The 22,561-nt window shown below is 73.9% G+C and carries 17 protein-coding genes; 3 read left to right on the top strand and 14 right to left on the bottom strand.

Annotated features, from left to right (window positions below; translation table 11 throughout):
* Window positions 1-44: 44 nt before the first annotated feature.
* The 3 genes from IG62_RS0121080 to IG62_RS0121090 form a co-directional block, all read right to left on the bottom strand.
* On the bottom strand, window positions 45-1,286 hold the full coding sequence (locus IG62_RS0121080; RefSeq protein ID WP_030805283.1) for an FAD-dependent oxidoreductase: 1,242 nt from the start codon (window positions 1,284-1,286) through the stop codon (window positions 45-47).
* 221 nt (window positions 1,287-1,507) lie between these two features.
* A complete protein-coding gene (locus tag IG62_RS0121085) occupies window positions 1,508-2,398 on the bottom strand; it encodes a TIGR01777 family oxidoreductase (protein WP_030805286.1) in 891 nt (296 codons plus the stop codon).
* Between the two features lie 63 nt (window positions 2,399-2,461).
* Complete coding sequence (locus tag IG62_RS0121090; protein WP_030805289.1) at window positions 2,462-2,980, bottom strand: DUF4240 domain-containing protein; 519 nt, start codon at window positions 2,978-2,980, stop codon at window positions 2,462-2,464.
* Window positions 2,981-3,304: 324 nt separating this feature from the next.
* On the opposite strand from IG62_RS0121090, the gene IG62_RS0121095 reads away from it, so the two are divergent.
* Entirely contained in the window at window positions 3,305-5,221 is a 1,917-nt protein-coding gene (locus tag IG62_RS0121095; protein WP_030805292.1) for a hypothetical protein, read from the top strand.
* A gap of 230 nt (window positions 5,222-5,451) precedes the next feature.
* Window positions 5,452-6,417, top strand: coding sequence for an SDR family oxidoreductase (locus tag IG62_RS0121100; protein WP_030805295.1), 966 nt, complete (start codon window positions 5,452-5,454; stop codon window positions 6,415-6,417).
* Here the strand turns inward: IG62_RS0121100 and IG62_RS0121105 are convergent.
* From IG62_RS0121105 to IG62_RS0121135, 7 genes are all read right to left on the bottom strand, one after another.
* Window positions 6,414-7,436, bottom strand: a complete 1,023-nt coding sequence (locus IG62_RS0121105) for a helix-turn-helix transcriptional regulator (RefSeq protein WP_030805297.1) — start codon at window positions 7,434-7,436, stop codon at window positions 6,414-6,416. The two genes, IG62_RS0121100 and IG62_RS0121105, sit on opposite strands and share 4 nt — an antisense overlap.
* A 219-nt stretch (window positions 7,437-7,655) precedes the next feature.
* Entirely contained in the window at window positions 7,656-10,343 is a 2,688-nt protein-coding gene (gene aceE, locus IG62_RS0121110; RefSeq protein ID WP_030805298.1) for a pyruvate dehydrogenase (acetyl-transferring), homodimeric type, read from the bottom strand.
* 298 nt (window positions 10,344-10,641) lie between these two features.
* On the bottom strand, window positions 10,642-11,265 hold the full coding sequence (locus IG62_RS0121115) for a GntR family transcriptional regulator (RefSeq protein ID WP_030805301.1): 624 nt from the start codon (window positions 11,263-11,265) through the stop codon (window positions 10,642-10,644).
* A gap of 167 nt (window positions 11,266-11,432) precedes the next feature.
* Window positions 11,433-13,160 (bottom strand): 2-oxoglutarate dehydrogenase, E2 component, dihydrolipoamide succinyltransferase, encoded by a 1,728-nt coding sequence (sucB, locus tag IG62_RS0121120; RefSeq protein WP_030805304.1) that lies wholly within the window; start codon window positions 13,158-13,160, stop codon window positions 11,433-11,435.
* A 95-nt stretch (window positions 13,161-13,255) separates the two neighbouring features.
* Window positions 13,256-14,644 (bottom strand): dihydrolipoyl dehydrogenase, encoded by a 1,389-nt coding sequence (lpdA, locus tag IG62_RS0121125; protein ID WP_030805306.1) that lies wholly within the window; start codon window positions 14,642-14,644, stop codon window positions 13,256-13,258.
* 310 nt (window positions 14,645-14,954) lie between these two features.
* Window positions 14,955-16,496: a leucyl aminopeptidase gene (locus IG62_RS0121130; protein WP_030805309.1), complete on the bottom strand. Its 1,542-nt coding sequence runs from the start codon at window positions 16,494-16,496 to the stop codon at window positions 14,955-14,957.
* 197 nt (window positions 16,497-16,693) lie between these two features.
* Entirely contained in the window at window positions 16,694-17,488 is a 795-nt protein-coding gene (locus IG62_RS0121135) for an adenosylcobinamide-GDP ribazoletransferase (protein ID WP_030805312.1), read from the bottom strand.
* Between the two features lie 74 nt (window positions 17,489-17,562).
* Between IG62_RS0121135 and IG62_RS0121140 the strand changes: the two genes are divergently transcribed.
* Complete coding sequence (locus IG62_RS0121140; RefSeq protein ID WP_030805315.1) at window positions 17,563-18,300, top strand: hypothetical protein; 738 nt, start codon at window positions 17,563-17,565, stop codon at window positions 18,298-18,300.
* Here the strand turns inward: IG62_RS0121140 and IG62_RS47310 are convergent.
* The 4 genes from IG62_RS47310 to IG62_RS47860 all read right to left on the bottom strand — a co-directional run bounded on the left by IG62_RS47310 (window position 18,275) and on the right by IG62_RS47860 (window position 22,550).
* A complete protein-coding gene (locus tag IG62_RS47310; RefSeq protein WP_030805318.1) occupies window positions 18,275-19,003 on the bottom strand; it encodes a hypothetical protein in 729 nt (242 codons plus the stop codon). The two genes, IG62_RS0121140 and IG62_RS47310, sit on opposite strands and share 26 nt — an antisense overlap.
* The gene (locus IG62_RS0121150; RefSeq protein ID WP_030805321.1) at window positions 19,000-20,760 is read right to left on the bottom strand and encodes a phosphatidylglycerol lysyltransferase domain-containing protein; all 1,761 of its coding nucleotides are present in this window, start codon (window positions 20,758-20,760) and stop codon (window positions 19,000-19,002) included. The genes IG62_RS47310 and IG62_RS0121150 overlap by 4 nt, the downstream gene beginning before the upstream one ends.
* 106 nt (window positions 20,761-20,866) lie before the next feature.
* Window positions 20,867-21,913 carry a nicotinate-nucleotide--dimethylbenzimidazole phosphoribosyltransferase gene (gene cobT, locus IG62_RS0121155; protein WP_030805324.1) on the bottom strand — a complete coding sequence of 349 codons (1,047 nt, stop codon included), beginning with the start codon at window positions 21,911-21,913 and terminating at the stop codon, window positions 20,867-20,869.
* Window positions 21,914-21,923: 10 nt separating this feature from the next.
* Window positions 21,924-22,550: a hypothetical protein gene (locus IG62_RS47860; RefSeq protein ID WP_051798376.1), complete on the bottom strand. Its 627-nt coding sequence runs from the start codon at window positions 22,548-22,550 to the stop codon at window positions 21,924-21,926.
* Window positions 22,551-22,561: the final 11 nt, after the last annotated feature.

Below are 22,561 nucleotides of genomic sequence, written 5' to 3' on the forward strand. Positions count from 1 at the left end.
GGAGCCGGGCCGGGCGGTGCGCCGGGCCCGGCCGGCCCCGGTGGTCAGGCCGCCGGGCGCAGGGCGTCCGGTTCGGTGGTGAGGGCCGGCAGCCCGAAGTCCGTCAGCAGGGCGCGGGCCGCCCGCCGGCCCGAGTTCAGCGCGCCCTGGAGCGTGCCGGCATCGCGGTGGTCGCCGCAGACGTAGAGCCCGGCCAGCACCCGTACGGGCCGCTGCGGATCGTGCGGGGCCGGCATCGCCGGGACCGCGTACGGGTCGTGATGGCCGGTCAGCAGCTCCCAGTCGTCGGTGCGCGCCCCGTAGAGCCGCTCCAGCTGGGGCCGGACGGTCTTGTCGAGGACGGACAGCGGCAGCGCCGCCGCGGCGCCGAGCACGGTCGTGGTGATCAGCGGCCGGCCGGGCGGCGTACGGGACGGGTCGACCGCCCCGGCGCGGAAGCTGCAGGCGACCGGCCCGTCCACCGGCAGGATCGCCGTGGTGGCGTCCCGGGACGGCATGCCGCGGCCGTCCGCACCGGCCGGGACGGTGTGGTGCAGCACCGTCACCGGGTGGAAGGCGGGCACCCGCAGGCCCGGGAGCAGTTCGGCGGCGTCGCGGGCACCGGTGGCCAGCAGGACCGCCCGGCAGGGGATCCGGCCGTGCTCGGCGGTGCTGACGCCCGTGGTGGAGACCGAGGTGACCTGGACGGACGTGCGGACCGTGCCGGGCGGGAGGCCGGCCGCGAGCAGGTCGGGGACGGCCGAGGCGCCGCCGGCCGGCACCCACAGGCGGCCGGTCTCCGCGTAGCCGCGCAGCGCGAGCGCGGCGCTCCGGCTGGAGCCGCGCAGCCGCGGATCACACAGCAGCATGCCCAGCAGCGGCCGCAGGAAGACGTCCGGGGTGCGGGGCGGGAAGGTGGGCCGGGTCGCCAGGGCGTCCTGGATCGGACGGTCGGCGCGCGCGAGGGCGCGCGCCGCGGAGAGTGCGCCCCTTGTGCTCCGGGAGCCGCTGATGTGCTGCGCCCGCTGGCCGTTGTGGACGCTCAGCACCGGCGCGAACGGACGGAGCGTCAGATCTCCGAGCCCCGGCGTGCGGCGCAGTTCGGCGGCGCAGACGGCCAGCGGCCGGCCGCAGCGGTCCAGCCGGAAGCCGTCGAGCCGGTCGGTGACGGAGCGGCCGCCGATCCGCGCGGCGGCCTCCAGGACCGTGACCGACACCCCCGCGCCGGTCAGGTGGCGGGCGGCGGCGAGACCGGCCGGGCCGGCTCCCACGATGACGACGTCCACGGTCGAAGCGGTACGCAGCACATGGCCTCCCGAGGTCGGTCCCAGCGGCGGTGCACCGAGTGTCATGCCCTCTGAGGCCGCGAGGAATGCCGGGTGATGTGTGCGGAAAGGTAGGGAGCCGCCGGCGCGTACGACAGGGGGCGTACGGGGCGCGTGGGAGCGCCCTCGGCGGAGGTTTGCCGGCGGCTGCCGGCGGCCGCGGCCGTCTATCGGGGCTGGACGGCGCCCGGCCGGGCGCCCCCTCAGCCGACCGCCGCCCGGACCGCCTCGACGATCCGCGGGTGCGCGAACGTGAACCCGGACTCCAGCAGCCGCTTCGGCACCACCCGCTGGCTGCCCAGCACGTCCCCGGCGAACTCACCGAGGGCGATCCGCAGCACCGGCGCCGGAACGGAGAACAGCGTGGGGCGGTGCAGCACCCGGCCCATCACGGCGGTGACCTCCCGGTTGGTCACCGGTTCCGGCGCGGTGAGGTTGACCGGACCGGTCAGCTCCTCGGTGGTCACGAGGTGGCGGAGCGCCGCGATGTGGTCGTGCAGGGAGATGAAGCTCCAGTACTGGCTGCCGTCGCCGAGCCGCCCGCCCAGACCGAGCCGGAAGACCGGGAACAGCCGCCCCCAGGCACCGCCCGAGCGCGCCACGACCAGGCCGGTGCGGGCGAAGACGGTGCGGATGCCGGCGTCCTGGGCCGGCCGCGCGGCGGCCTCCCAGTCCACGCACACCTCGGGCAGGAAACCGTGGCCGGCCGGCGCGCTCTCGTCCGTCCGCCGGTCGCCGGTGTCCCCGTAGTAGCCGATCGCACTGCCCGAGACGAAGACCCGCGGCGGGACGTCCATCGAGGCGAGCGCCTCGGCCAGGGCCCGGGTGCCGAGCACCCGGCTGTCGCGGATCTGCTGCTTGTAGGCGGTGGTCCAGCGGTGGTCGCCGACGCCCGCGCCCGCGAGGTGGACCACCGCTTCGCAGCCGGCCAGCCCCGCGGTGTCGACCTGCTGCCGCGCGGGGTCCCAGCGCACCTCGTCGCCGGCCGCCGGGGCGCGCCGTACGAGCCGGACGACGTCGTGGCCGTCCGTGCGCAGGGACCGTACGAGGGCCGTGCCGATGAGTCCGGTCGAGCCGGTGATCGCGATCCGCATGCGCCCATACTGCCCGGGCCCGGCGTCCGGCGACGACAACTGCCCGGCGCGGGGCCCGAGTCCCTATGGCCGGAAACGGTCCCAGAGGAGGGGGAAGCGTTCGGCGAGGGTCTCGTCGTCGTCGAAGTCGACGTACGTGCCGAGCGGTTCGCGGGGCGGCGGCGGCAGTTCCAGGTCCGGCATCGACCCGCCGGTCATCTGCTCGTACGCCTCGTCGGCCGCGTATCCCACCTCCTCGGCGTCCCCGTCCACCGACTCGTCGAAGTCGTCGAGGAGCTCGGCGAGCTGGTCCGGGTCGTGCACCCCGCCCTCGAAGACCTCCCGGCCCTGGGCGATCAGCCAGCAGCGGAAGTAGTCGAAGGCGTCGTCGCTGCAGCCGTCCAGGAGGACCGCGGCCGCCGCCCACAGGTCCCAGGTGTACGCCCGGTTGTAGCGGGACTCGAAGTGGCGGGCGAAGTCCACGACGGCGTCCGGGTCGCGCCTGAGCAGCCGCTCGACCAGCGCGTCGGCCTGCTCCTCGGGATCCCCCTCGGCCGCCTCGCGCGAGTCGTCGATCAGCTCCCAGAACTCCGTCTCGTCCATCACCGCTCCAGCATCTGCCCTGCGGGGGTGTGCCGCATGCGGAGTCCCCCGGATGCTGTCGTGCCGTCGACCGGGCCGGACCGGGCCGGACGCGGGCTGCCGTCCGGGCCGGGGGAGGGGGGAATGAGCAGGCAGGGAGCGGGGGGACGGGCGGGCCGGGCGCGGGCGGTGGCCGGGCGCGTACGGGCCGCGCGGGGCCGGGCGGGCCGTCGGGTGACCGCCCCAAGAATCACTCGTTGGAAGGCGTGCAACAACCAAACGACGGCATACACGGCATAGTCGGTAAATCTGCCAATTTCTGAAGGGCTGTTCCAGGCCATGCCCATGGACGAACGCACCCGGGCCGACGTCGAACGGGCCGAGGCGGCCCTCGTCGAGCACTATCCGCGGCTGGTCCGCCTCGCCTATCTCGTCCTGCCCCCGTCGATGGGCCGCCACCGCCGGGTGCTCACCGCGCACGGTCTGGTCCAGCGGGCACTGCCGCGCACCGGTCGCCGGCGCCGCCCGGACGGCGGGCTGCCGGCCCAGCGCGGCCCGCTGCCCGAGAACGGCTACGACCTGGTGCGGCTGCGGACCCTGCGGCTGGCGCTGGCCCACGAGGGCCGGCCCGGCCGGGGGCTCCCGGCGGTGCCCCAGGTCTGGGGCCTGCGGCTCTTCCCCCGGGCCGGCGGCGCCGATGAACTCGCCCTGGACCAGGCGCTGTCCGCCGTCCCGGCGTCGGTCCGGGCCGCCATCGGACTGTGGCAGCTGGAGGGCCTGGACGAGGACGCCGTACGGGCGCTGCTGGAACGGGCCGGGGCCGCCGACCCGGAGGCCGCGCTGCGGGCGGCCGAGCAACTGGACCGGGAGACCGGGGCGGGGGCCGCGGCGCTGCTGAACTCCGGGGAGTTCGACCCCTGTACGGTCCAGACCCGGCCGACGGACCTGCTGCGCCGCCGGCAGCGGCTGCGGACCGCGGTGGCGCTGGCGGCCGTCGCGGCGATCGGCGCGGTGGTCGCGGCGGTGCCCGGCGGTGACGGGGACCCGGCGGGCCGGCCGGCGACCCCCGCCGAGCAGGCGCTGGACCCCGCCAAGCTGCTGCGCACCCGCAACGAGCAGTGGTCCGACACCGCGCGGGTGGACTTCACCGCCTGGCCCGCGCGCGGCCGGCAGGCCGGCGACGAGGAGCTGCTGGGCCGGGCGCTGCGGGTCTGGGCGGCCCCGCCCGCCGACGCCCGGATCACCGCCTCCGCGGGCACCTCCACCCGCCCGCCCGACCATCCGCCGCAGCTGCTGTACGCCGGCCTGATCGACAACGTCATGGTGGTCGTCCTCCACGACGGCGAACGACTGGTCCGCTACGCCGAACCCGAAGACGCCACTCCCACGCTGCACTTCGCGCGGGTGGACGACGCGGACCTGACGAGCGGCGCCGCGCTGGTGATCGGCCGCGGCAACGGCTGGATGCGCTATCTGCTCGCGCCCTGGATCTCCGACGTCGCCGTCCGCGACCTGCTGGCGCCGGGCGCCCCGCCGCACGGGCTGCACGTCGCCCCCGACGGCGTCACCGACCGCATCCCGCTCCCCCCGCGGACGGGCGGCGGCTGCGGGCACTGGCCGGTGGCGCAGTTCCGCCCCTCGACGCGGATCGGGGCGCCGGCCCCGCCCTTCCTGCTGGCCGACCTCAACGACCTCGTCCCCGTCCACCTCACCTACGTACCGCCGCCGCCCGCCGGCGCCGCGGGCCCGGTCGCGGGGCAGCGCGAGGCCACCGACCCCGCGGCCCTGGGGACCTGGGCCCGTACGGCCTGCGGGCTGGGCGCGCTGCGGGGCGCCGGCGTACGGTCCGTCAGCGACTGGGCGTTCGCCGTGCAGCGCCTCCCCGAGGACGGCGGCAGCGCGACCTGGGTGTGCACCCGCGCCGACACCTGGCGCGGGCCCGGGAGCGCGACGGTCCGCTTCCTGCCGCCCGCCGTACGTCCGGGCGACCCCGGCCGGATCGCCGGCCGGTCCGACGGCACCGCCGCCTGCAGCCGCTACGGCCCGCACGTCGTCGGGGACGTCCCCTGGCGGTCGCCGTCCGGGAAGTGGTACCTGCTGGCCGCGGGCGGCCCGGACGTCGAGGGTCTCGACGCCACCGGCGCCCTCCGGGCCACCGCCGAGGGCCCCACCCTCGCCGCACCGGCCCCCGGCCCGGCCCCCGCCGCCGAGGTCGTCGGACGGCTGCGGAACGGGGGGAGCGTGCGGGCGTTCCGGCCGTAGGGGGTGGCCAGGGGGACCGGCCGGCCGGCGGTGTGGCGCGCGGCGTCCGCCACGGAGGGGAATCCGGACAGAAGGTGTCGGGATTCGGTGTCAGAGTCACGCTGCGCCGGGCCGGGCGAGCCCTGGTGGGCCGCCGGCCCGTGCGCGCGGCATCTGACAGTGGGGCACCTGACATCGAGGAGTGGAACGTGACGAGTGGGCACGCGACGAACGGCGGACCGGACCGGCCGGTGACCGCGGAGCTGACCGGGCGGGTGGCGCTGGTCGCCGGGGCGACCCGGGGCGCGGGCCGGGCGATGGCCGTCGAGCTGGGCCGGGCGGGCGCGCTGGTGTACGTCACCGGGCGGACGACCCGCGACCGGGTCAGCGAGGTGGGCCGCCCGACCGAGACGATCGAGCAGACCGCTGAGCTGGTGACCGCAGCGGGAGAGGCGGCCCACAGGGCCTCGGCCGAGGGCGGTGGCGGGCGACGGGCGGGCGGGACCGGGATCGCGGTACCGACCGACCATCTGGAGCCGACGCAGGTCAAGGCCCTGATCGAGCGCATCGACCGGGAACAGGGGCGGCTGGACATCCTGGTCAACAGCGTCTGGGGCGGCGACCATCTGCTCGAATTCCACACCAAGCTCTGGGACCTCGACCTGGCCGACGGCCTGCGGATGTTCCGCCTCGGCATCGACAGCCACGTCATCACCAGCCATTACGCGCTGCCGCTGATGAACCGGCGGCCCGGCGGTCTGCTGGTCGAGGTCACCGACGGCACGGCGTCCTTCAACCGCACCTACCGCGAGAACCTCTGCTTCGACCTCACCAAGAACGCCCCGCACCGCATCGCCTTCGGCCTCGCCGCCGAGGTGAAGGAACTGGGCGGCACGGTGGTGTCGCTCACCCCCGGCTTCCTGCGGTCCGAGGAGATGCTGGACCACTTCGGGGTGACCGAGGAGACCTGGCGCGAGGCGGTGGCCAAGGAGCCGCACTTCGCGATCGCCGAGTCACCGGCCCTGATCGGCCGGGCCGTACGGGCGCTGGCCGCCGACCCGGACAAGGCACGCTGGACCGGCCGGTCGCTTTCCAGCGGCCAGTTGGCGAAGGAGTACGACTTCACCGACACGGACGGCTCCCGCCCCGACTGCTTCGGCTACTTCGAGGACGTGGTCTTCGGCGGTAAGGACGCCACCGCGGCGGACTACCGCTAGGCACCCCGATCGCCCCGATCACTCCCGTACAGCGCGGCCGTGCGCCGGGCGGCCGCCGCCAAGCGGTCACGCAACGCGGCGGGGGCGAGGACCTCGCCCTCGGGGCCGAGGGCCAGCAGCTGGGAGTACGCGACCTCGTGGGACTCCACGCGGAGGGTGACCGTCAGCCGGCCGTGTGCGTCCGGCCCGCCGGCGGCCCGGGCGGCGTCGATCGCCTCGCGGGCCGCCGCGGCCTCGGTGACGTGCGGCAGGACGCGGACCCCGGGCTCGGAGAGCCGGAGCACCACCTCGGTACGGAGGATCGAGCGGGCGAACTCCGCGGCCCGCTCGGCCCAGAACGCCGGCAGGTCGAACGACGCGTCCCGGGTGAAGGCGCCGGGCCCGTCGTCGAGCACGTCGACGGCGGTGAAGCGGTCGATCCGGTACACCCGGAAGTCCCCCTCGGCCCGCGCCGCCAGATACCACACGCCCGCCTTCAGTACGAGGCCGTACGGCTCCAACTCCCGCCGCACCTCGGTGCGTTCGGCCCCCTTCGCCTTCCGGAGGTAGCGGGCCGCGATCCGGCGGTCGGACCACACGGCCTCGGCGATCGCGGGCAGCAGACCGGGCGTTTCGGGCTCCTTGTACCAGGCGGGGGCGTCGAGGTGGAAGCGCTGGGCGGCGCCCGTGGCGGCGTCCCGCAGCTCCGGCAGGAGGGCGGCGGAGACCTTCAGCCGGGCGGCGGAGGCGGCGTCGGCGAGCCCCATCTGCCGCAGTGCGCCGGGCACTCCGGAGAGGAAGAGCGCCTCCGCCTCGCTGCGGCCGAGACCCGTGAGGCGGGTGCGGTAGCCGCCGATCAGGCGGTACCCACCGGCCCGGCCGCGGTCGGCGTAGACGGGCACTCCGGCCTCGGAGAGGGAGAGCACGTCCCGCGCGACCGTGCGCTCGGACACCTCCAACTCCCGCGCCAGCTCGGCGCCGGTCATCGACGGACGCGACTGGAGCAGCAGCACCATCTTGATCAGCCGGGCAGCACGCATGCCTTCATGATGCCGGGGGCCACTGACAACGCCGGGGCGCGCGGGGGCGGGCGGTCGCGGGCCGAGCGGTCGCGGGCGGCCGGTCCGCCCCGGCCGGCAGAAAGAAGGCCCGGCCGTGGTCAGGGCATGACCGGCCGGGCCGTGGATTCCCGTGCGGAGGTTCCGGGCGCGGGTGGGTGACCTCCGCACGGGAGTAGGGGGCCCCTGGGAAGGGGCGGCTCAGAAGCCGTAGCGCTCGCGGGCCTCCTTGACCGCGGAGGCCGGGACGTCACCGCGGCGGGCGAGCTGGGCCAGTGCCGCGACGACCAGCGACTCGGCGTCGACGCCGAAGTGGCGGCGGGCCGCCTCGCGGGTGTCGGACAGGCCGAAGCCGTCCGCGCCGAGGGAGGACCAGTCCTGCTCGACCCACTGCGCGATCTGGTCCGGGACCTGGCGCATGTAGTCGCTGACCGCCAGGACCGGCGTCTCGACGCCGCTGAGCGCCTCGCGGACGTACGGCGTGCGCTGCTCGCCGCGCAGGGTGGCCTCGTCGGCCTCCAGTGCGTCGCGCCGCAGCTCCGTCCAGGAGGTCGCGGACCACACGTCGGCGGCCACGCCCCACTCGTCGGCGAGCATCCGCTGGGCCCTGAGCGCCCAGTGGATCGCGGTGCCGGAGGCCAGCAGCTGGATCCCCGGGGCGTCGGCGGGCACCGTGACGCCCGCCGTGGCCGCGGTGTTGAAGCGGTACAGGCCGCGGACGATGCCCTCGTCGACGCCCGCGGGCTTGGCCGGCTGGGGCATCGGCTCGTTGTAGACCGTGAGGTAGTAGAAGACGTTCGGGTCCTCGCCGGGGGCGGTCTCGCCGTACATGCGGCGCAGGCCGTCCTTGACGATCGCCGCGACCTCGTACGCGAACGCCGGGTCGTACGACAGCGCCGCCGGGTTGGTCGACGCGATCATCGGCGAGTGGCCGTCCGCGTGCTGCAGGCCCTCACCGGTCAGCGTGGTGCGGCCGGCCGTGGCGCCGACCAGGAAGCCCTTGCCGAGCTGGTCGCCGAGCTGCCACATCTGGTCGGCGGTGCGCTGCCAGCCGAACATCGAGTAGAAGATGTAGAAGGGGATCATCGTCTCGCCGTGCGTGGCGTACGCGGTGGCGGCGGCGATGAAGTCCGCCATCGAACCGGCCTCGGTGATGCCCTCGTTGAGGATCTGGCCGTCCGTGGCTTCCTTGTAGTACATCAGCTGGTCGCGGTCGACCGGCTCGTACGTCTGGCCCTTGGGGGAGTAGATCCCGAGCGACGGGAAGAGCGACTCCATGCCGAAGGTGCGGGCCTCGTCGGGGACGATCGGCACCCAGCGCTTGCCGGTCTGCTTGTCGCGGATGAGGTCCTTGACCAGGCGGACGAAGGCCATGGTGGTGGCCACGGACTGGTTGCCGGAGCCCTTGTCGAAGGCGGCGAAGGCCTTGTCGGCCGGGGCCGGCAGCGGCGCGAGCGGGTGGACGCGGCGGGCCGGGGCCGGGCCGCCGAGGGCCGCGCGGCGCTCCTGGAGGTAGCGGACCTCGGGGGAGTCGGCGCCCGGGTGGCCGTAGGGGACCTGGCCGTCGGTGAAGTCGCTGTCGGAGATGGGGAGTTCGAGCAGGTCGCGCATGACCTTGAACTCGTCCACCGTCAGCTTCTTCATCTGGTGGTTGGCGTTCTTGGACTCGAAGCCCTTGCCGAGGGTGAAGCCCTTGACCGTCTGCGCGAGGATCACGGTCGGGGCGCCCTTGTGCTCCACGGCCGCCTTGTACGCCGCGTACACCTTGCGGGACTCGTGGCCGCCGCGGGAGAGGTGGAAGCACTCCAGGATCTTGTCGTCGGAGAGCAGTCTGGCCATCTCGACGAGGGCGGGCTCGGCGCCGAAGAAGTGGTCGCGGATGTAGGCCGCGTCGCGGGTCGCGTAGGTCTGGAACTGGGCGTCCGGTACCTCGCGCAGCCGGCGGGCCAGCGCGCCGGTGGTGTCGAGCCGGAAGAGCTCGTCCCAGGCGGTGCCCCACAGCGTCTTGACGACGTTCCAGCCGGCGCCGCGGAACTGGGCCTCCAGCTCCTGCACGATCTTGAAGTTGGCGCGGACCGGGCCGTCCAGGCGCTGCAGGTTGCAGTTGATGACGAAGGTGAGGTTGTCCAGGCCCTCACGGGAGGCGAGCGCGAGCGCGGCGGTCGACTCCGGCTCGTCCATCTCGCCGTCGCCCAGGAACGCCCAGACGTGCGAGTCGGAGACGTCCTTGATGCCGCGGTTGGTCAGGTAGCGGTTGAAGCGCGCCTGGTAGATGGCCGACAGCGGGCCGAGGCCCATCGACACGGTGGGGAACTCCCACAGCCAGGGCAGCCGCCGCGGGTGCGGGTAGGACGGCAGGCCCTTGCCCCCGGCCTCGCGGCGGAAGTGGTCGAGGTGCTCCTCGGTGAGGCGGCCGTCGAGGAAGGCGCGGGCGTAGATGCCGGGCGCGGCGTGGCCCTGGATGTAGAGCTGGTCGCCGCTGCCGTCGCCCTCCTTGCCGCGGAAGAAGTGGTTGAAGCCGGTCTCGTAGAGCCAGGCCGCGGACGCGAAGGTCGCGATGTGGCCGCCGACGCCGTACTTGGCGCCGCGGGAGACCATCGCGGCCGCGTTCCAGCGGTTCCAGGCGGCGATCCTGGCTTCCATCGCCTCGTCACCCGGAACGGCGGGCTCGGCGGCGGTGGGGATGGTGTTGAGGTAGTCGCTCTCCAGGAGCTGGGGGAGCGCGAGCCCCGACTGCTCCAGGGTGCGGCGCATCAGGTAGGCGGCGCGATGCGGGCCCGCTGCCTTGGTGACGGCGTCGAGCGACTCGCGCCACTCGGCCGTCTCCTCGGGGTCGCGGTCCGGGAGCTGGTCGAGCTGGCTGTACGGCAGGCGCACGGGGTCGGGCATGGGTGGCCCCTTTCCGGACGGGAGGGAAGCTCGGGGGTGCCGTCGAGGACCGGGCCGCGCGCGTGGGCTGCGGCGGGATCTCGACGGCACCCGGATGCGAGTTCGGCAGTTTCGGCAGGCAGGGTGTCGCGCCCCGTCGGAAGACGATACGCCCCTGATCGATGATCGATCAACGCTGAGCAACCGGAAAACCGCAGGTCGGCACGGGGTGCCGCGATTTCGGGCACTCGGTGCCAGCCCCGGAGGGGTCCTCCGCTATGCCGCGCCGGGGCCCCTCGGGCCCGCCCGGCGCACCCGTTCAGACCCTCGGTGCGCAGCTCAGCACGTGTGTCTTGAGCAGCGTGCCGATCTTCGGGTCACGCCGCCGGAACGCGTCCACGATCTCCTGGTGGTCCTGGGCGTGCGAGCGCTGCTCCGGGCTGAACCAGCGGATCGACAGCGCCGTCCAGACCTCGATGCCCAGCGACTCCCAGGTGTGCAGCAGCACGGCGTTCCCGGCGGCCCGCACGATCTCCCGGTGGAACGCCACGGTGTGCCGCACCTGCGCCTCCCCGTCGCCCGCCCGGTCCGCCTCGCGCAGCGCCGCCACCTCCCGCTCCAGTGCGGCGGTGTCCTCCGCCAGCCGCCCCGCGGCCAGCTCCGCGGCGACCTGCTCCAGCCCGGCCCGCACCGGGTAGCTCTCCTTGAGGTCGGCCGCGGTCAGGTTCCGCACCCGTACGCCCTTGTTGGGCGCCGACTCGATCAGCCGCAGCGACTCCAGCTCGCGCAGCGCCTCCCGTACGGGCGTCTGGCTGACCTCCAGCTCCACCGCGATCCGCCGCTCGACGATCCGCTCGCCCGGCTGCCAGCGGCCGCTGACGATCCCCTCGAGGATGTGCTCGCGGATCTGCTCGCGCAGCGAATGGACGACGGGCGGGGTCATGAGGTGCTCCTTCAGAGCGGGGGGTGACGCGGCGGGTGGCGAGGGGGCCATTATCCGGGACGGCGGCCGGACGGCGGCATGCAGAAGGGCCGGCCCCGGTCCGTACGGATGCCGTACGAACCGGGGCCGGCCCCTGCTGCTACACGCCTACCGGGTGACTGCCGGGCTCAGAGACCGATCTCGGTCTCGAACTCGGCGGCCTCCAGGATCTGCTTGACCGTGGTCAGGTAGCGGGCGGCGTCGGCGCCGTCCACCAGACGGTGGTCGTAGGAGAGCGCGAGGTAGGTCATGTCGCGCACCGCGATGGTCTCGCCGAGGTCCGGGTGGTTGATGACCACCGGACGCTTGACGGTCGCGCCGATGCCCAGGATGCCGACCTGGTTCGGGGGCACGATCACGGTGTCGAACAGCGCGCCGCGCGACCCGGTGTTGGAGATCGTGAAGGTCGCACCGGACAGCTCGTCCGGGGTGATCTTGTTCGCCCGGACCTTGCCCGCCAGCTCCGCGGTCTTGCGGGCGATACCGGCGATGTTGAGGTCGCCCGCACCCTTGATGACCGGGGTCATCAGGCCCTTCTCCGCGTCCACCGCGATACCGATGTTCTCGGTGTCGAAGTAGGTGATGGTGCCCTCGTCCTCGTTGATCCGGGCGTTGACGACCGGGTGGGCCTTCAGCGCCTGGACGGCGGCCTTGACGAAGAACGGCATCGGGGAGAGCTTGACGCCCTCACGCTGCGCGAAGGCGTCCTTGGCCTTGTTGCGCATCCGCATGATCGCGGTGATGTCCACCTCGACCACGGTGGTCAGCTGCGCCTGGCCGTGCAGGGCCTTCATCATGTTGTCGCCGATGACCTTGCGCATCCGCGGCATCTTGACGGTCTGACCGCGCAGCGGGGAGACCTCCAGCGCCGGGGCCTTCGACGGCGCGGCGGCCGGCGCGGCGGCAGGCACAGCGGCCTTGGCGGCCTCGGCGGCGGCGATGACGTCCTGCTTGCGGATCCGGCCACCGACACCGGTGCCCTTGACCGTGGCGAGGTCCACGCCGCTCTCCGCGGCGAGCTTGCGCACCAGCGGGGTGACGTAGGCGCCCTCGCCCTCACCGGCGGCCGGGGCCGGGGTGACCGGAGCCGGGGCGGCCGGAGCCGGCGCGGGGGCCGGAGCCGGCGCCGCGGGGGCGGCCGGGGCGGCGGGCGCCGGAGCGGCCGGCGCGGGCGCCGGAGCCGGGGTGGGCTCGGCGGCCGGAGCCGGGGCGGCCGGGGCCGGAGCCGCGGGGGCGGCGGGGGCCGCGCCCTTGGCGCCGATGACGGCGAGCTTGGCGCCGACCTCGGCGGTCTCGTCCTCGCCGACCACGATCTCCAGCAGGGTGCCGGAGGCCGGCGCCGGGATCTCGGTGTCGACCTTGTCGGTGGAGACCTCCAGCAGCGGCTCGTCGGCCGAGACCTCCTCGCCGACCTCCTTCAGCCAGCGGGTGACGGTGCCCTCGGTGACGCTCTCACCGAGCGCGGGGAGGACGACGTCGGTGCCCTCGGCGCCGCCCGCGGGGGCGGCGGGGGCCGGGGCCTCGGCGGCCGGGGCCGGAGCCGCGGCGGGCTCGGGCTGCGCGGCCGGGGCGGGGGCCTCGGCGGCGGCCGGGGCCGGGGCAGCGGCCGGCGCACCGGTGCCGTCGTCGATGACGGCCAGCTCGGCGCCGACCTCGACGGTCTCGTCCTCGGCCACCTTGATGGAGGTCAGGATGCCGGCGGCCGGGGCCGGGATCTCGGTGTCGACCTTGTCGGTCGACACCTCCAGCAGAGGCTCGTCGGCCTCTACGCGCTCACCCTCGGCCTTCAGCCAGCGAGTGACGGTGCCCTCGGTGACGCTCTCGCCGAGCGCCGGAAGGGATACGGAAACCGCCATGGTTTCGGTTGCTCCTTACGGGATTGGGGTCTCCCCTGCCCGAGCCGGTTTCGAGGGCTCGGGGAAGGGATGTGGTCGTCGCGCCCGGACTCGGGTCAGTCGTGGGAGTGGAGGGGCTTGCCGGCCAGGGCCAGGTGGGCCTCGCCGAGCGCCTCGTTCTGCGTCGGGTGCGCGTGCACCAGCTGCGCAACCTCGGCCGGCAGGGCCTCCCAGTTGTAGACCAGCTGGGCCTCGCCGACCTGCTCGCCCATACGGTCACCGACCATGTGGACGCCGACCACGGCACCGTCCTTGACCTGGACGAGCTTGATCTCGCCCGCGGTCTTGAGGATCTTGCTCTTGCCGTTGCCCGCGAGGTTGTACTTCAGGGCGACGACCTTGTCGGAGCCGTACAGCTCCTTGGCCTTCGCCTCGGTGATGCCCACCGAAGCGACCTCGGGGTGGCAGTACGTCACCCGCGGCACGCCGTCGTAGTCGATCGGGACCACGTTCAGACCGGCCAGTCGCTCCGCCACCAGCATGCCCTCGGCGAAGCCGACGTGCGCGAGCTGGAGGGTGGGGACGAGGTCACCGACGGCCGAGATGGTCGGCACGTTGGTCTGCATGTACTCGTCGACGAGGACGTAGCCGCGGTCCGTCGCGACGCCCTGCTCCTCGTAGCCCAGGCCCGCCGAGACCGGCCCGCGGCCGATCGCGACCAGCAGCACCTCGGCCTCGAAGGTCTTGCCGTCGGCGAGGGTGACCTTGACGCCGTCGGTGGTGTACTCGGCCTTGTCGAAGAAGGTCCCGAGGTTGAACTTGATGCCCCGCTTGCGGAAGGCCCGCTCCAGCAGCTTGGAGCTGTTCTCGTCCTCGACCGGGACGAGGTGCTTGAGGCCCTCGACGATGGTGACGTCGGTGCCGAAGGACTTCCACGCCGAGGCGAACTCGACGCCGATCACGCCGCCGCCCAGGACGATCGCGGACTTCGGCACGCGGTCCAGCTTGAGCGCGTGGTCCGAGGAGATGATGCGGTCGCCGTCGATCTCCAGGCCCGGCAGGGACTTCGGCACGGAGCCGGTCGCCAGCAGGACGTGGCGGCCCTGGACGCGCTGGCCGTTCACGTCCACGGAGGTCGGCGAGGACAGGCGGCCCTCACCCTCGATGTACGTCACCTTGCGGGAGGCGATCAGACCCTGCAGGCCCTTGTACAGGCCCGAGATGACGTCGTCCTTGTACTTGTGGACCGCCGCCATGTCAATGCCCTCGAAAGTGGCCTTGACACCGAACTGCTCGCTCTCGCGAGCCTGGTCGGCGATCTCACCGGCGTGCAGCAGTGCCTTCGTGGGGATGCAGCCGTTGTGCAGGCAGGTACCGCCGACCTTGCCCTTCTCGATCAGGGCGACGTCCAGGCCCAGCTGCGCCCCGCGCAGGGCAGCGGCGTAACCACCGCTACCGCCTCCGAGGATCACTAGGTCGAAAACGGTGCTGGCGTCGTTCGCCACGTCACGTCCTCCATGCATGGATGCGCCGGACCGGTCTGCGATGACCGGACCGCGGCTGTTGTTCGGCCGCTTTAATTTCGGCCCTGGGTAAGGGGGGCCCTGTCCTGCCGAGAACCCATCTTCGCACTTGTTCAACGAAGCCGGGACGGCGGGCCGGGCTCTGGACGGCTGAGTCGCCGCCTCGACGGGGTTACCGGTGCGTATGCACGTACGGATTTCGTTGAGGGCGAACACTGCCCCGTGCGCACACCGACGGCCCCGGGCTGTGAGCTCGGGGCCGTACGGACAAAGCGGATCAGACGGGCCGGCGTCAGCCGAGGTCGCCCGCGGCGGTGCGCTCGGCCAGCCGGACCAGGGTGCGGACCGCGGAGCCGGTACCGCCCTTGGGGGTGTAGCCCCAGGGCGAGCCCTCGTGGAAGGCCGGGCCGGCGATGTCCAGGTGGGCCCACGGGATGCCCTCGCCGATGAACTCCTTCAGGAAGAGTCCGGCGACCAGACCGCCGCCCATGCGCTCACCCATGTTGGCGATGTCGGCGACCGGCGAGTCCATGCCCTTGCGGAGGTGCTCGGGCATCGGCATCGGCCAGGACTGCTCGCCGACCTCCTCCGCGATCTCGTGGATCGAGGTGCGGAAGGCCTCGTCGTTGGCCATGATCCCGAAGTGGCGGTGGCCGAGCGCCAGCACCATCGCGCCGGTCAGCGTGGCGACGTCCACGATCGCGTCCGGCTCCTCCTCCGAGGCCCGCGCCAGCGCGTCGGCCAGGACCAGCCGGCCCTCGGCGTCCGTGTTCAGCACCTCGACGGTCTTGCCGCTGTACATGGTCAGCACGTCACCCGGGCGGGTGGCGGAGCCGGACGGCATGTTCTCGGCGAGCGCCAGCCAGCCGGTGACGTTCACCTCCAGGCCGAGCCGGGCCGCGGCCACGACGGCGGCGAACACCGCGGCGGCGCCGCTCATGTCGCACTTCATGGTCTCGTTGTGGCCGGCCGGCTTGAGCGAGATGCCGCCCGAGTCGTAGGTGATGCCCTTGCCGACCAGTGCCAGGGTCTTGTTCGCCTTGGGGTGGGTGTGTGCGATCCGCACCAGCCGCGGCGGGGCCTCCGAGCCCTGGCCGACGCCCATGAGACCGCCGTAGCCGCCCTTCTTGAGCGCCTTCTCGTCCAGCACCTCGACCTTGAGGCCGAACTCCTTGGCCGCGGCCTGCGCCTCGGCCGCGAAGGACTTCGGGTTGAGGGCGTTGGAGGGGGTGTTGATCAGGTCGCGGGCGCGGTTGATCTCCGCGGCCAGCGCCTGCGCGCGCTCGGTGGCGGCCTTGAACTCCTTGTCGCGCGGCTTGCCGCCGAGGATCGCGACCTCGGCCAGCGGCGCCGACTTGCCGTCGTTCTTCTTGCCGTTCTTGCCGTTGCCGGCGCCGTTGCTGCGGAACGCGGTGAAGGTGTACGCGCCGAGCAGCGCGCCCTCGCTCACCGCCGCGGCCGCCTCGGCGTCCTCGACCGGCAGTGCGAAGCCGGCCTTCTTGCTGCCGGCCAGCGCCCGGGCGGCACTGCCCGCGGCGCGCCGCAGCGCCTCGTGGGCGTAGCCGTCGCCCTTGGCCGGTGCGTCGCCCAGGCCGACCGCCAGCACGACCGGCGTCTTGAGACCGTCCGCCGCGGGCAGCTTGGTCACCTCGCCCTCGGCACCACTTGCGCCGAGGGTCTCCAGCACACCGGCGAGCTTGCCGCCGAACGCCTTGTCCACGGCCTCGGCACCGGGGGCCACGACGACGCCCTTGGCGCCCTTGGCCACGCCGACGACGACGGCATCCGCACGCACCGTTGCGGCGGAAGAAGTACTGAGGGTCAGTGCAGTCACGGTGATGAGAGTCCTGTTCCGTCCGGGAATCCGTTGTCGCGCCTTGGCGCGCTGCTGCGGCCGAGCCTACGCTCGGCGGCGCCGCGAGGCCCGGCCCGCTGCCGTTCCGGTGCGGACCGTTGCGCGGCGGGCCGTACCGAGCCCGGCCAACTCATGGACGATACAAGGGAATTGGCGGAATTGGCGGAATCGCCGGATCAGCCGAGGGTCAGCGCCAGCAGCGCGGTCAGCCCGGCGCCCTCCGCGAGCGCGCCGAACACGTCCCCGGTCACCCCGCCGAACCGCCGCCGGCAGCGCCCCAGCAGCAGTTCGCCGGCCGCCAGCCCGAGCACCGCCGCCAGCCCCGCGTGCACCGCGCCGTACGGGCCCCACACCGCGCCCGCCGCCGCACAGCCCGCGACGACCAGGGCGGCGCACAGCACCGCCGCACGCACCGGCACCGTCCCCGCGACCGCCGCGCCCAGCCCGTCCGGACGGGCTGCCGGCACCCCCGTACGGGAGGCCAGGGTCAGCGCGCACCGGCCGGTGACCGCGGCCACCCCCGCTCCCAGCGCGCCGTACGCCCAGCCCGCCGCGTACAGCCCGGCCAGCGCCGCCACCTGGGCCAGCAGGGTGAACAGCAGCGTGAGGACGCCGAACGGGCCGATGTCGGACTGCTTCATGATGCGCAGCGCGTCCTCGGCGGGCTTGCCGCTGCCCAGTCCGTCGGCGGTGTCGGCGAGCCCGTCCAGATGCAGTCCGCGGGTGAGGACGGCGGGCACCGCCGCGGTGCCGACCGCGGCCAGCAGCGGACCGCCGCCGAGCAGCAGCAGCGCCCCGCCGAGCGCGGCCGCGAAGCCGCCGACGACCAGACCGGCCAGGGGCGCGCAGAGCATCCCGCCGCGGGCCGCCGCCCGGTCCCAGCGGTGCACCCGCACCGGCAGCACGGTCAGCGTGCCGAACGCGAAGCGCAGGGCGTCCGCGCGGGCCGGGGGAGCGGGGGTCTCGGTCATCGCGGCAGGCTATCCGGGCGTCCGCCGCGCCCGCCTGCCACCCCCGGCCGTCACGAGAGGGCCTAATGGTGCCCATGGGTCACTGGTGGTACCGCAACATCGTCGAGCCGGGGAAGCTGCCGCTGCTGCTCGCCCTGGCCTCCTTCGTGCTGACCTTCCTCGTCACCCGGGCCGTCACCCGGCTGATCCGGGCCGGGAAGGGACCGTTCCACGACATCTCGCCGGGCGGGCTGCACGTCCACCACGTGGTGCCCGGCGTGGTGCTGATGGTCGCCGGCGGATTCATCGCGATCGCCGGCGGCCGGCGCGGCTTCGGCGCCGGCGTCGCCGCGGTGCTCTTCGGGATCGGCGTGGGCCTCGTCCTGGACGAGTTCGCGCTGATCCTGCACCTGGACGACGTGTACTGGACGGAGGAGGGCACCAAGAGCGTCGAGGCCGTCATCCTCACCGTCGCCCTGGTCGCGCTGGTCCTCGGCGGTTTCCTGCCGTTCGGCGTCAACGAACTCACCCCGGACGAGACCACCGACCGCCTCACCGTCGTCCAAACCGTCGCGGTGAACTTCCTCTTCGCGCTGCTCGCACTGGTGAAGGGGAAGGCGCGGATGGCGGTCATCGGGGTGTTCGTGCCGTTCGTCGCGCTGTTCGGCGCGATCCGGCTGGCCCGGCCCAACTCACCGTGGGCCAGGCGCCTCTACCGCAACCGGCCCCGGGCGCGGGCCCGGGCGAGGGTCCGCGCCTACCGCCACGACCGCCGCTGGTCGGGCCTGCGCCGCAAGGTGGAGCACCTCATCGGCGGCGCCCCCAGCCGCTGACGCGTTGCGCGTCGCGCGGTTTGACCGGCCGCCAGGCCTCCCACAGCCCGCACACCACCAGCACCCCGAGGATCGCCGCGAGGTGCTCCTTGCCGGCCAGGTTGTTCTTGATGAACAGCACCTCGAAGACCATCGAGAGCACCACCAGCGAACCGGTGAACCACGCCCGGTAGCGCCAGCACACGAACACCGCCAGGCCCACCACGGCCGCCGACGGGCCGGTGTCGATGACGTACTTGTCCGAGTCGGGCAGGCCCAGCGGGCTCTGCGGGCCGATCCAGATCCCGATCCGGGCGTACATCGTCCCGGCGAGCGTGGCCACGTAGGCGACCAGCAGCGTCTTCCGCCAGCCCAGGCAGGTCTCCGCGATGCCGAAGACCACCAGGATCTGCGCCAGCGCGCCCCACACCGGGAGGTCCAGCGCGGGCACGAACAGCGACAGCGGGGTGCGCAGCAGCGCGATCCACAGGTGCTCGTACGCCTGGACCGAGCCGATGTCCTGGATGGCGTGGTAGCCCCACGCCTGGTTCTGCACGAACTGGAAGACCAGCGTCAGGCAGACCGCGGCGAGCGTCACCGGGATCGCCCGCAGCCTCGCGGAGACCAGCTCCGACCGCACCGTCCGCAGCAGCGCCCCCCACTCGGCCCGCGCCGCCCGGCGCAGAACGGCTATGTCCCGCCGCCCCGCACGGGCCACACTCATCTCGCGTTCTCCAGGTGCTTGCGGTTCAGCCACTTCGGCAGACCAGGTGCTTCCAGGAAGCCTTCCGCCCGGGCAGCGGCCAGGCCGATCCGCAGCAGATCGGTGCTCTTCTCGAAGAGCATGAACCGCGGCTCCCAGATGGGCCGGTATTTCGCGTTGGCGCGATAGAGCGATTCGATCTGCCACCACCTGGAGAAGAAGCTCAGCAGCGAGCGCCACAGGCGCAGCACCGGGCCCGCGCCGAGCCGCGAACCGCGTTCGAAGACGGAACGGAACATCGCGAAGTTCAGTGAGAGCTGAGTGATCTCCACCTCTTTCGCGCGCTGGATCAGCTCCAGGACCATGAACTCCATCAGCCCGTTCTCCGACGCGCGGTCCCGCCGCATCAGGTCCAGCGACAGGCCCTTCGCGCCCCACGGCACGAAGCTCAGCAGCGCCCGCAGCTCACCCTGCTCGTCGGAGCACTCCAGCATCACGCAGCGGCCGTCCGCCGGATCGCCGAGCCGGCCCAGCGCCATCGAGAAGCCCCGCTCGGTCTCCCCGTCCCGCCAGTCGTCGGCCAGCTCCAGCAGCCGCGCCATCTCCTCGGCGGGAATGTCCTCGTGCCGCCGGATGCGGACGGTGTAGCCGGCCCGCTCGATGCGGTTGTACGCCTGCCGCACGGTGCGCATCGCGCGGCCGCCGAGGGTGAACTCCGCGGTCTCCACGATCGCCTCGTCGCCCAGCTCCAGCGCGTCCAGGCCGTGCCGGGCGTAGATCGTGCCGCCCTCCTCGCTCGCGCCCATGACGGCCGGCGCCCAGCCGTGCGCCCGGGCCTCGGCCAGCCACACCTCGATCGCCCCGGGCCACGCCTCGGGGTCGCCCAGCGGATCGCCGGAGGCCAGCGACACCCCGCCCACCACGCGATAGGTGATCGCCGCCTTGCCGCTGGGCGAGAACAGCACGCTCTTGTCCCGGCGCAGCGCGAAGTAGCCCAGCGAGTCCCGGTCACCGTGCCGGTCCAGCAGGGCGCGCAGCCGCTCCTCGTCGTCCTCGGTGAGCCGCTCGGTGCTGCGGACCGACCGGAACGCCGCCCACAGCACGGCCACCAGCAGCAGCGTGCTCAGCACGTTGATGGTGACGTTGACCCAGTTCGGGGTGTCGATCGCGGGGAAGCGGTGGTCGTCGGCGGCCAGCGACACCAGGCGCATCAGGCCGTAGCGCCAGCGCATGACGAACGTCGAGGACGTGTCCTGGGCGGTGTTGGTGACGGTCACCAGCAGCGCCGCCAGCAGCGAGGTGACCAGCAGCCCGCCGACCGCGACCGCCGCCGCCAGCTTCGGGTTCGACCGGTCGCCCTTGGCGTAGAACTCCCGCCGGCCGACCACCAGCGCGACCGCGAACACCGCCGTCACCACCAGCGACACCCAGTTCTGCGGATGCCCGCGGAACTCCGGCGCCGCCGCCAGCGCGAAGCCGAACAGCCCCACCAGCAGCCCGGAGAGGACCAGGTTCAGGATCCAGGCGGCCCGCTTGCGGCGCCGCAGCGTCACCGACAAAAACAGCGAGAAGGCCCCCGAGGCGAACCCCGCGGTCAGCAGGTACGGGGTGAAGTACTCCTCGACGTTGTGCCGGCGGATGTCGGTGCCGAACGACACCCACACCGCGCTCAGCAGATTGAGGAACGTGACCGTGCGCAGATACCAGATGCCGAACGCGGCACCGCGCTGCGACCAGGTGCCGCCGCGCTGCTCGCGGCGGTCTTCGTCCGGACTCAAGCGATGTCTCCCATAAAAAACGTGTAAAGCCGAGATCTTATGGGGCGCCGCCGGTGGTCCGGTACGGGCGGGAAGGAGCGCCGCCCCGGCCGGGGCGGCGTGCACCTCAGTCGTGTACGGGAAGTTCTGCCGCCAGGGCCGCGGCCGCCTGCACCAGTGGCAGGGCCAGCAGCGCCCCCGTCCCCTCGCCAGCAGTGACGCCGTGGTCGAGCAGAGGGTTGAGTGCGATCCGGTCCAGCGCCTTGGCCTGCGCCGGCTCGCCGCTGGCCTGACCCGCCAGCCACCAGTCCGGCGCCCGGAACGCCACCCGCTGGGCCACCAGCGCACAGGCCGCCGAGACCACCCCGTCCAGGATCACCGGCGTCCGGCGCACCGCGCTCTGCAGCAGGAACCCGGTGATCGCGGTCAGGTCCGCGCCGCCGACCGTGGCCAGCAGCTCCAGCTGGTCGCCGAGCACCGGCCGGGCCCGCCGCAGCGCGTCCCGGATCGCCGCGCACTTGCGCATCCACGCCAGGTCGTCGATCCGCGCCCCGCCGCGCCCGGTGACCACCGAGGCGTCTGTGCCGCACAGCGCGGCGACCAAGGTGCTCGCCGCGGTCGTGCCGCCGACACTCAGATCGCCCAGCACCACCAGGTCCGTACCGGCGTCCGCCTCCTCGTCCGCGACCGCCATCCCGGCCCGGAACGCCGCCTCGGCCTCCTCGGCGGTCAGCGCGTCCTCGACGTCGATCCGGCCGCTGCCCCGCCGCACCCGGTGCCGGGTGACCTCCTCGGGCAGCTCCCCGGGGTCGCAGTCCACCGCCATGTCCACCACGCGCAGCTGCGCCCCCGCGCCCCGGGCCAGCACCGCGGCCGGGCTCGCGCCGTCCAGCACCGCCCGGACCAGGTCCTTCGTCCCGCCGGCCGGCCGGGCCGAGACGCCCAGCTCCGCCACCCCGTGATCGCCGGCGAACAGCACCAGCCGGGCCTGCCGGATCGGCCGCACCGGCACCTGCGCCTGCGCACCGGCCAGCCACTCGCCGAGCTCGTCGAGGCGGCCGAGCGCGCCCGGCGGTACGGCCAGCCGCGCCCGCCGCTCCTCGGCGTCACGGCGCACCCCGCCATCGGGGCGCTCGATCAGATGGGCGAAGTCATCGAGGTTCAGGGCGCTCATTGGCCGCAGATTACCGGCAATGCGTTCGGCGTGCGGCGGGGTTGCGGCCGCCGTCACCGGCCCCGCTCCCGCCCCGCCGCGGCCGCTCGCCCTCCGGTACGGGAGCGGGCCCGGCGGCGAAGCGGACCTCGTACACCCGCGGCCGCAACGCCCGCGGGACCGGGGGCCGGTACCGCCCCGGCGTGGGCCGGCGGACGTCCCCCGGTACCAGGCCCGGACGGCCCGCGACCAGGGCGGCCGCGCGCCGCGGCAGCGCGTCGAAGACCAGCGCACCGCCGGGGAACCGCGCCGCGCACACCGTCAGCAGCGCCCGCCCGGCCGGCAGCGGCAGCCGCCGCAGCACCCCGGCCGCGATCACCACCACCCCACGGGACGTCCCGGGCACCGCGGCCGGCCACTCCCGGCCGGCCGGCTCCCGGGCGAGGGTGTGCCGCCGGGCGGTGTCCGGCAGCAGCATCCGGCGCACCGCGGCGGCCTCCTCCGGCAGCACCGACAGCCAGTGCAGCAGCCCGTTGTCCAGCCGCCAGAAGCCGGTGCCGAGGCCCTCGTCCAGCGCGACCACGGTCGCCTCCGGGTGCTCCGCCAGATAGGCACGCACGGCCGCGTCGACACACTCGGTCAGCCCGTATCCGGTCACGCTTCAAGAGC

It is taken from the genome of Streptomyces sp. NRRL S-337, from assembly GCF_000720175.1.
Taxonomy (GTDB): domain Bacteria; phylum Actinomycetota; class Actinomycetes; order Streptomycetales; family Streptomycetaceae; genus Streptomyces; species Streptomyces siderophoricus.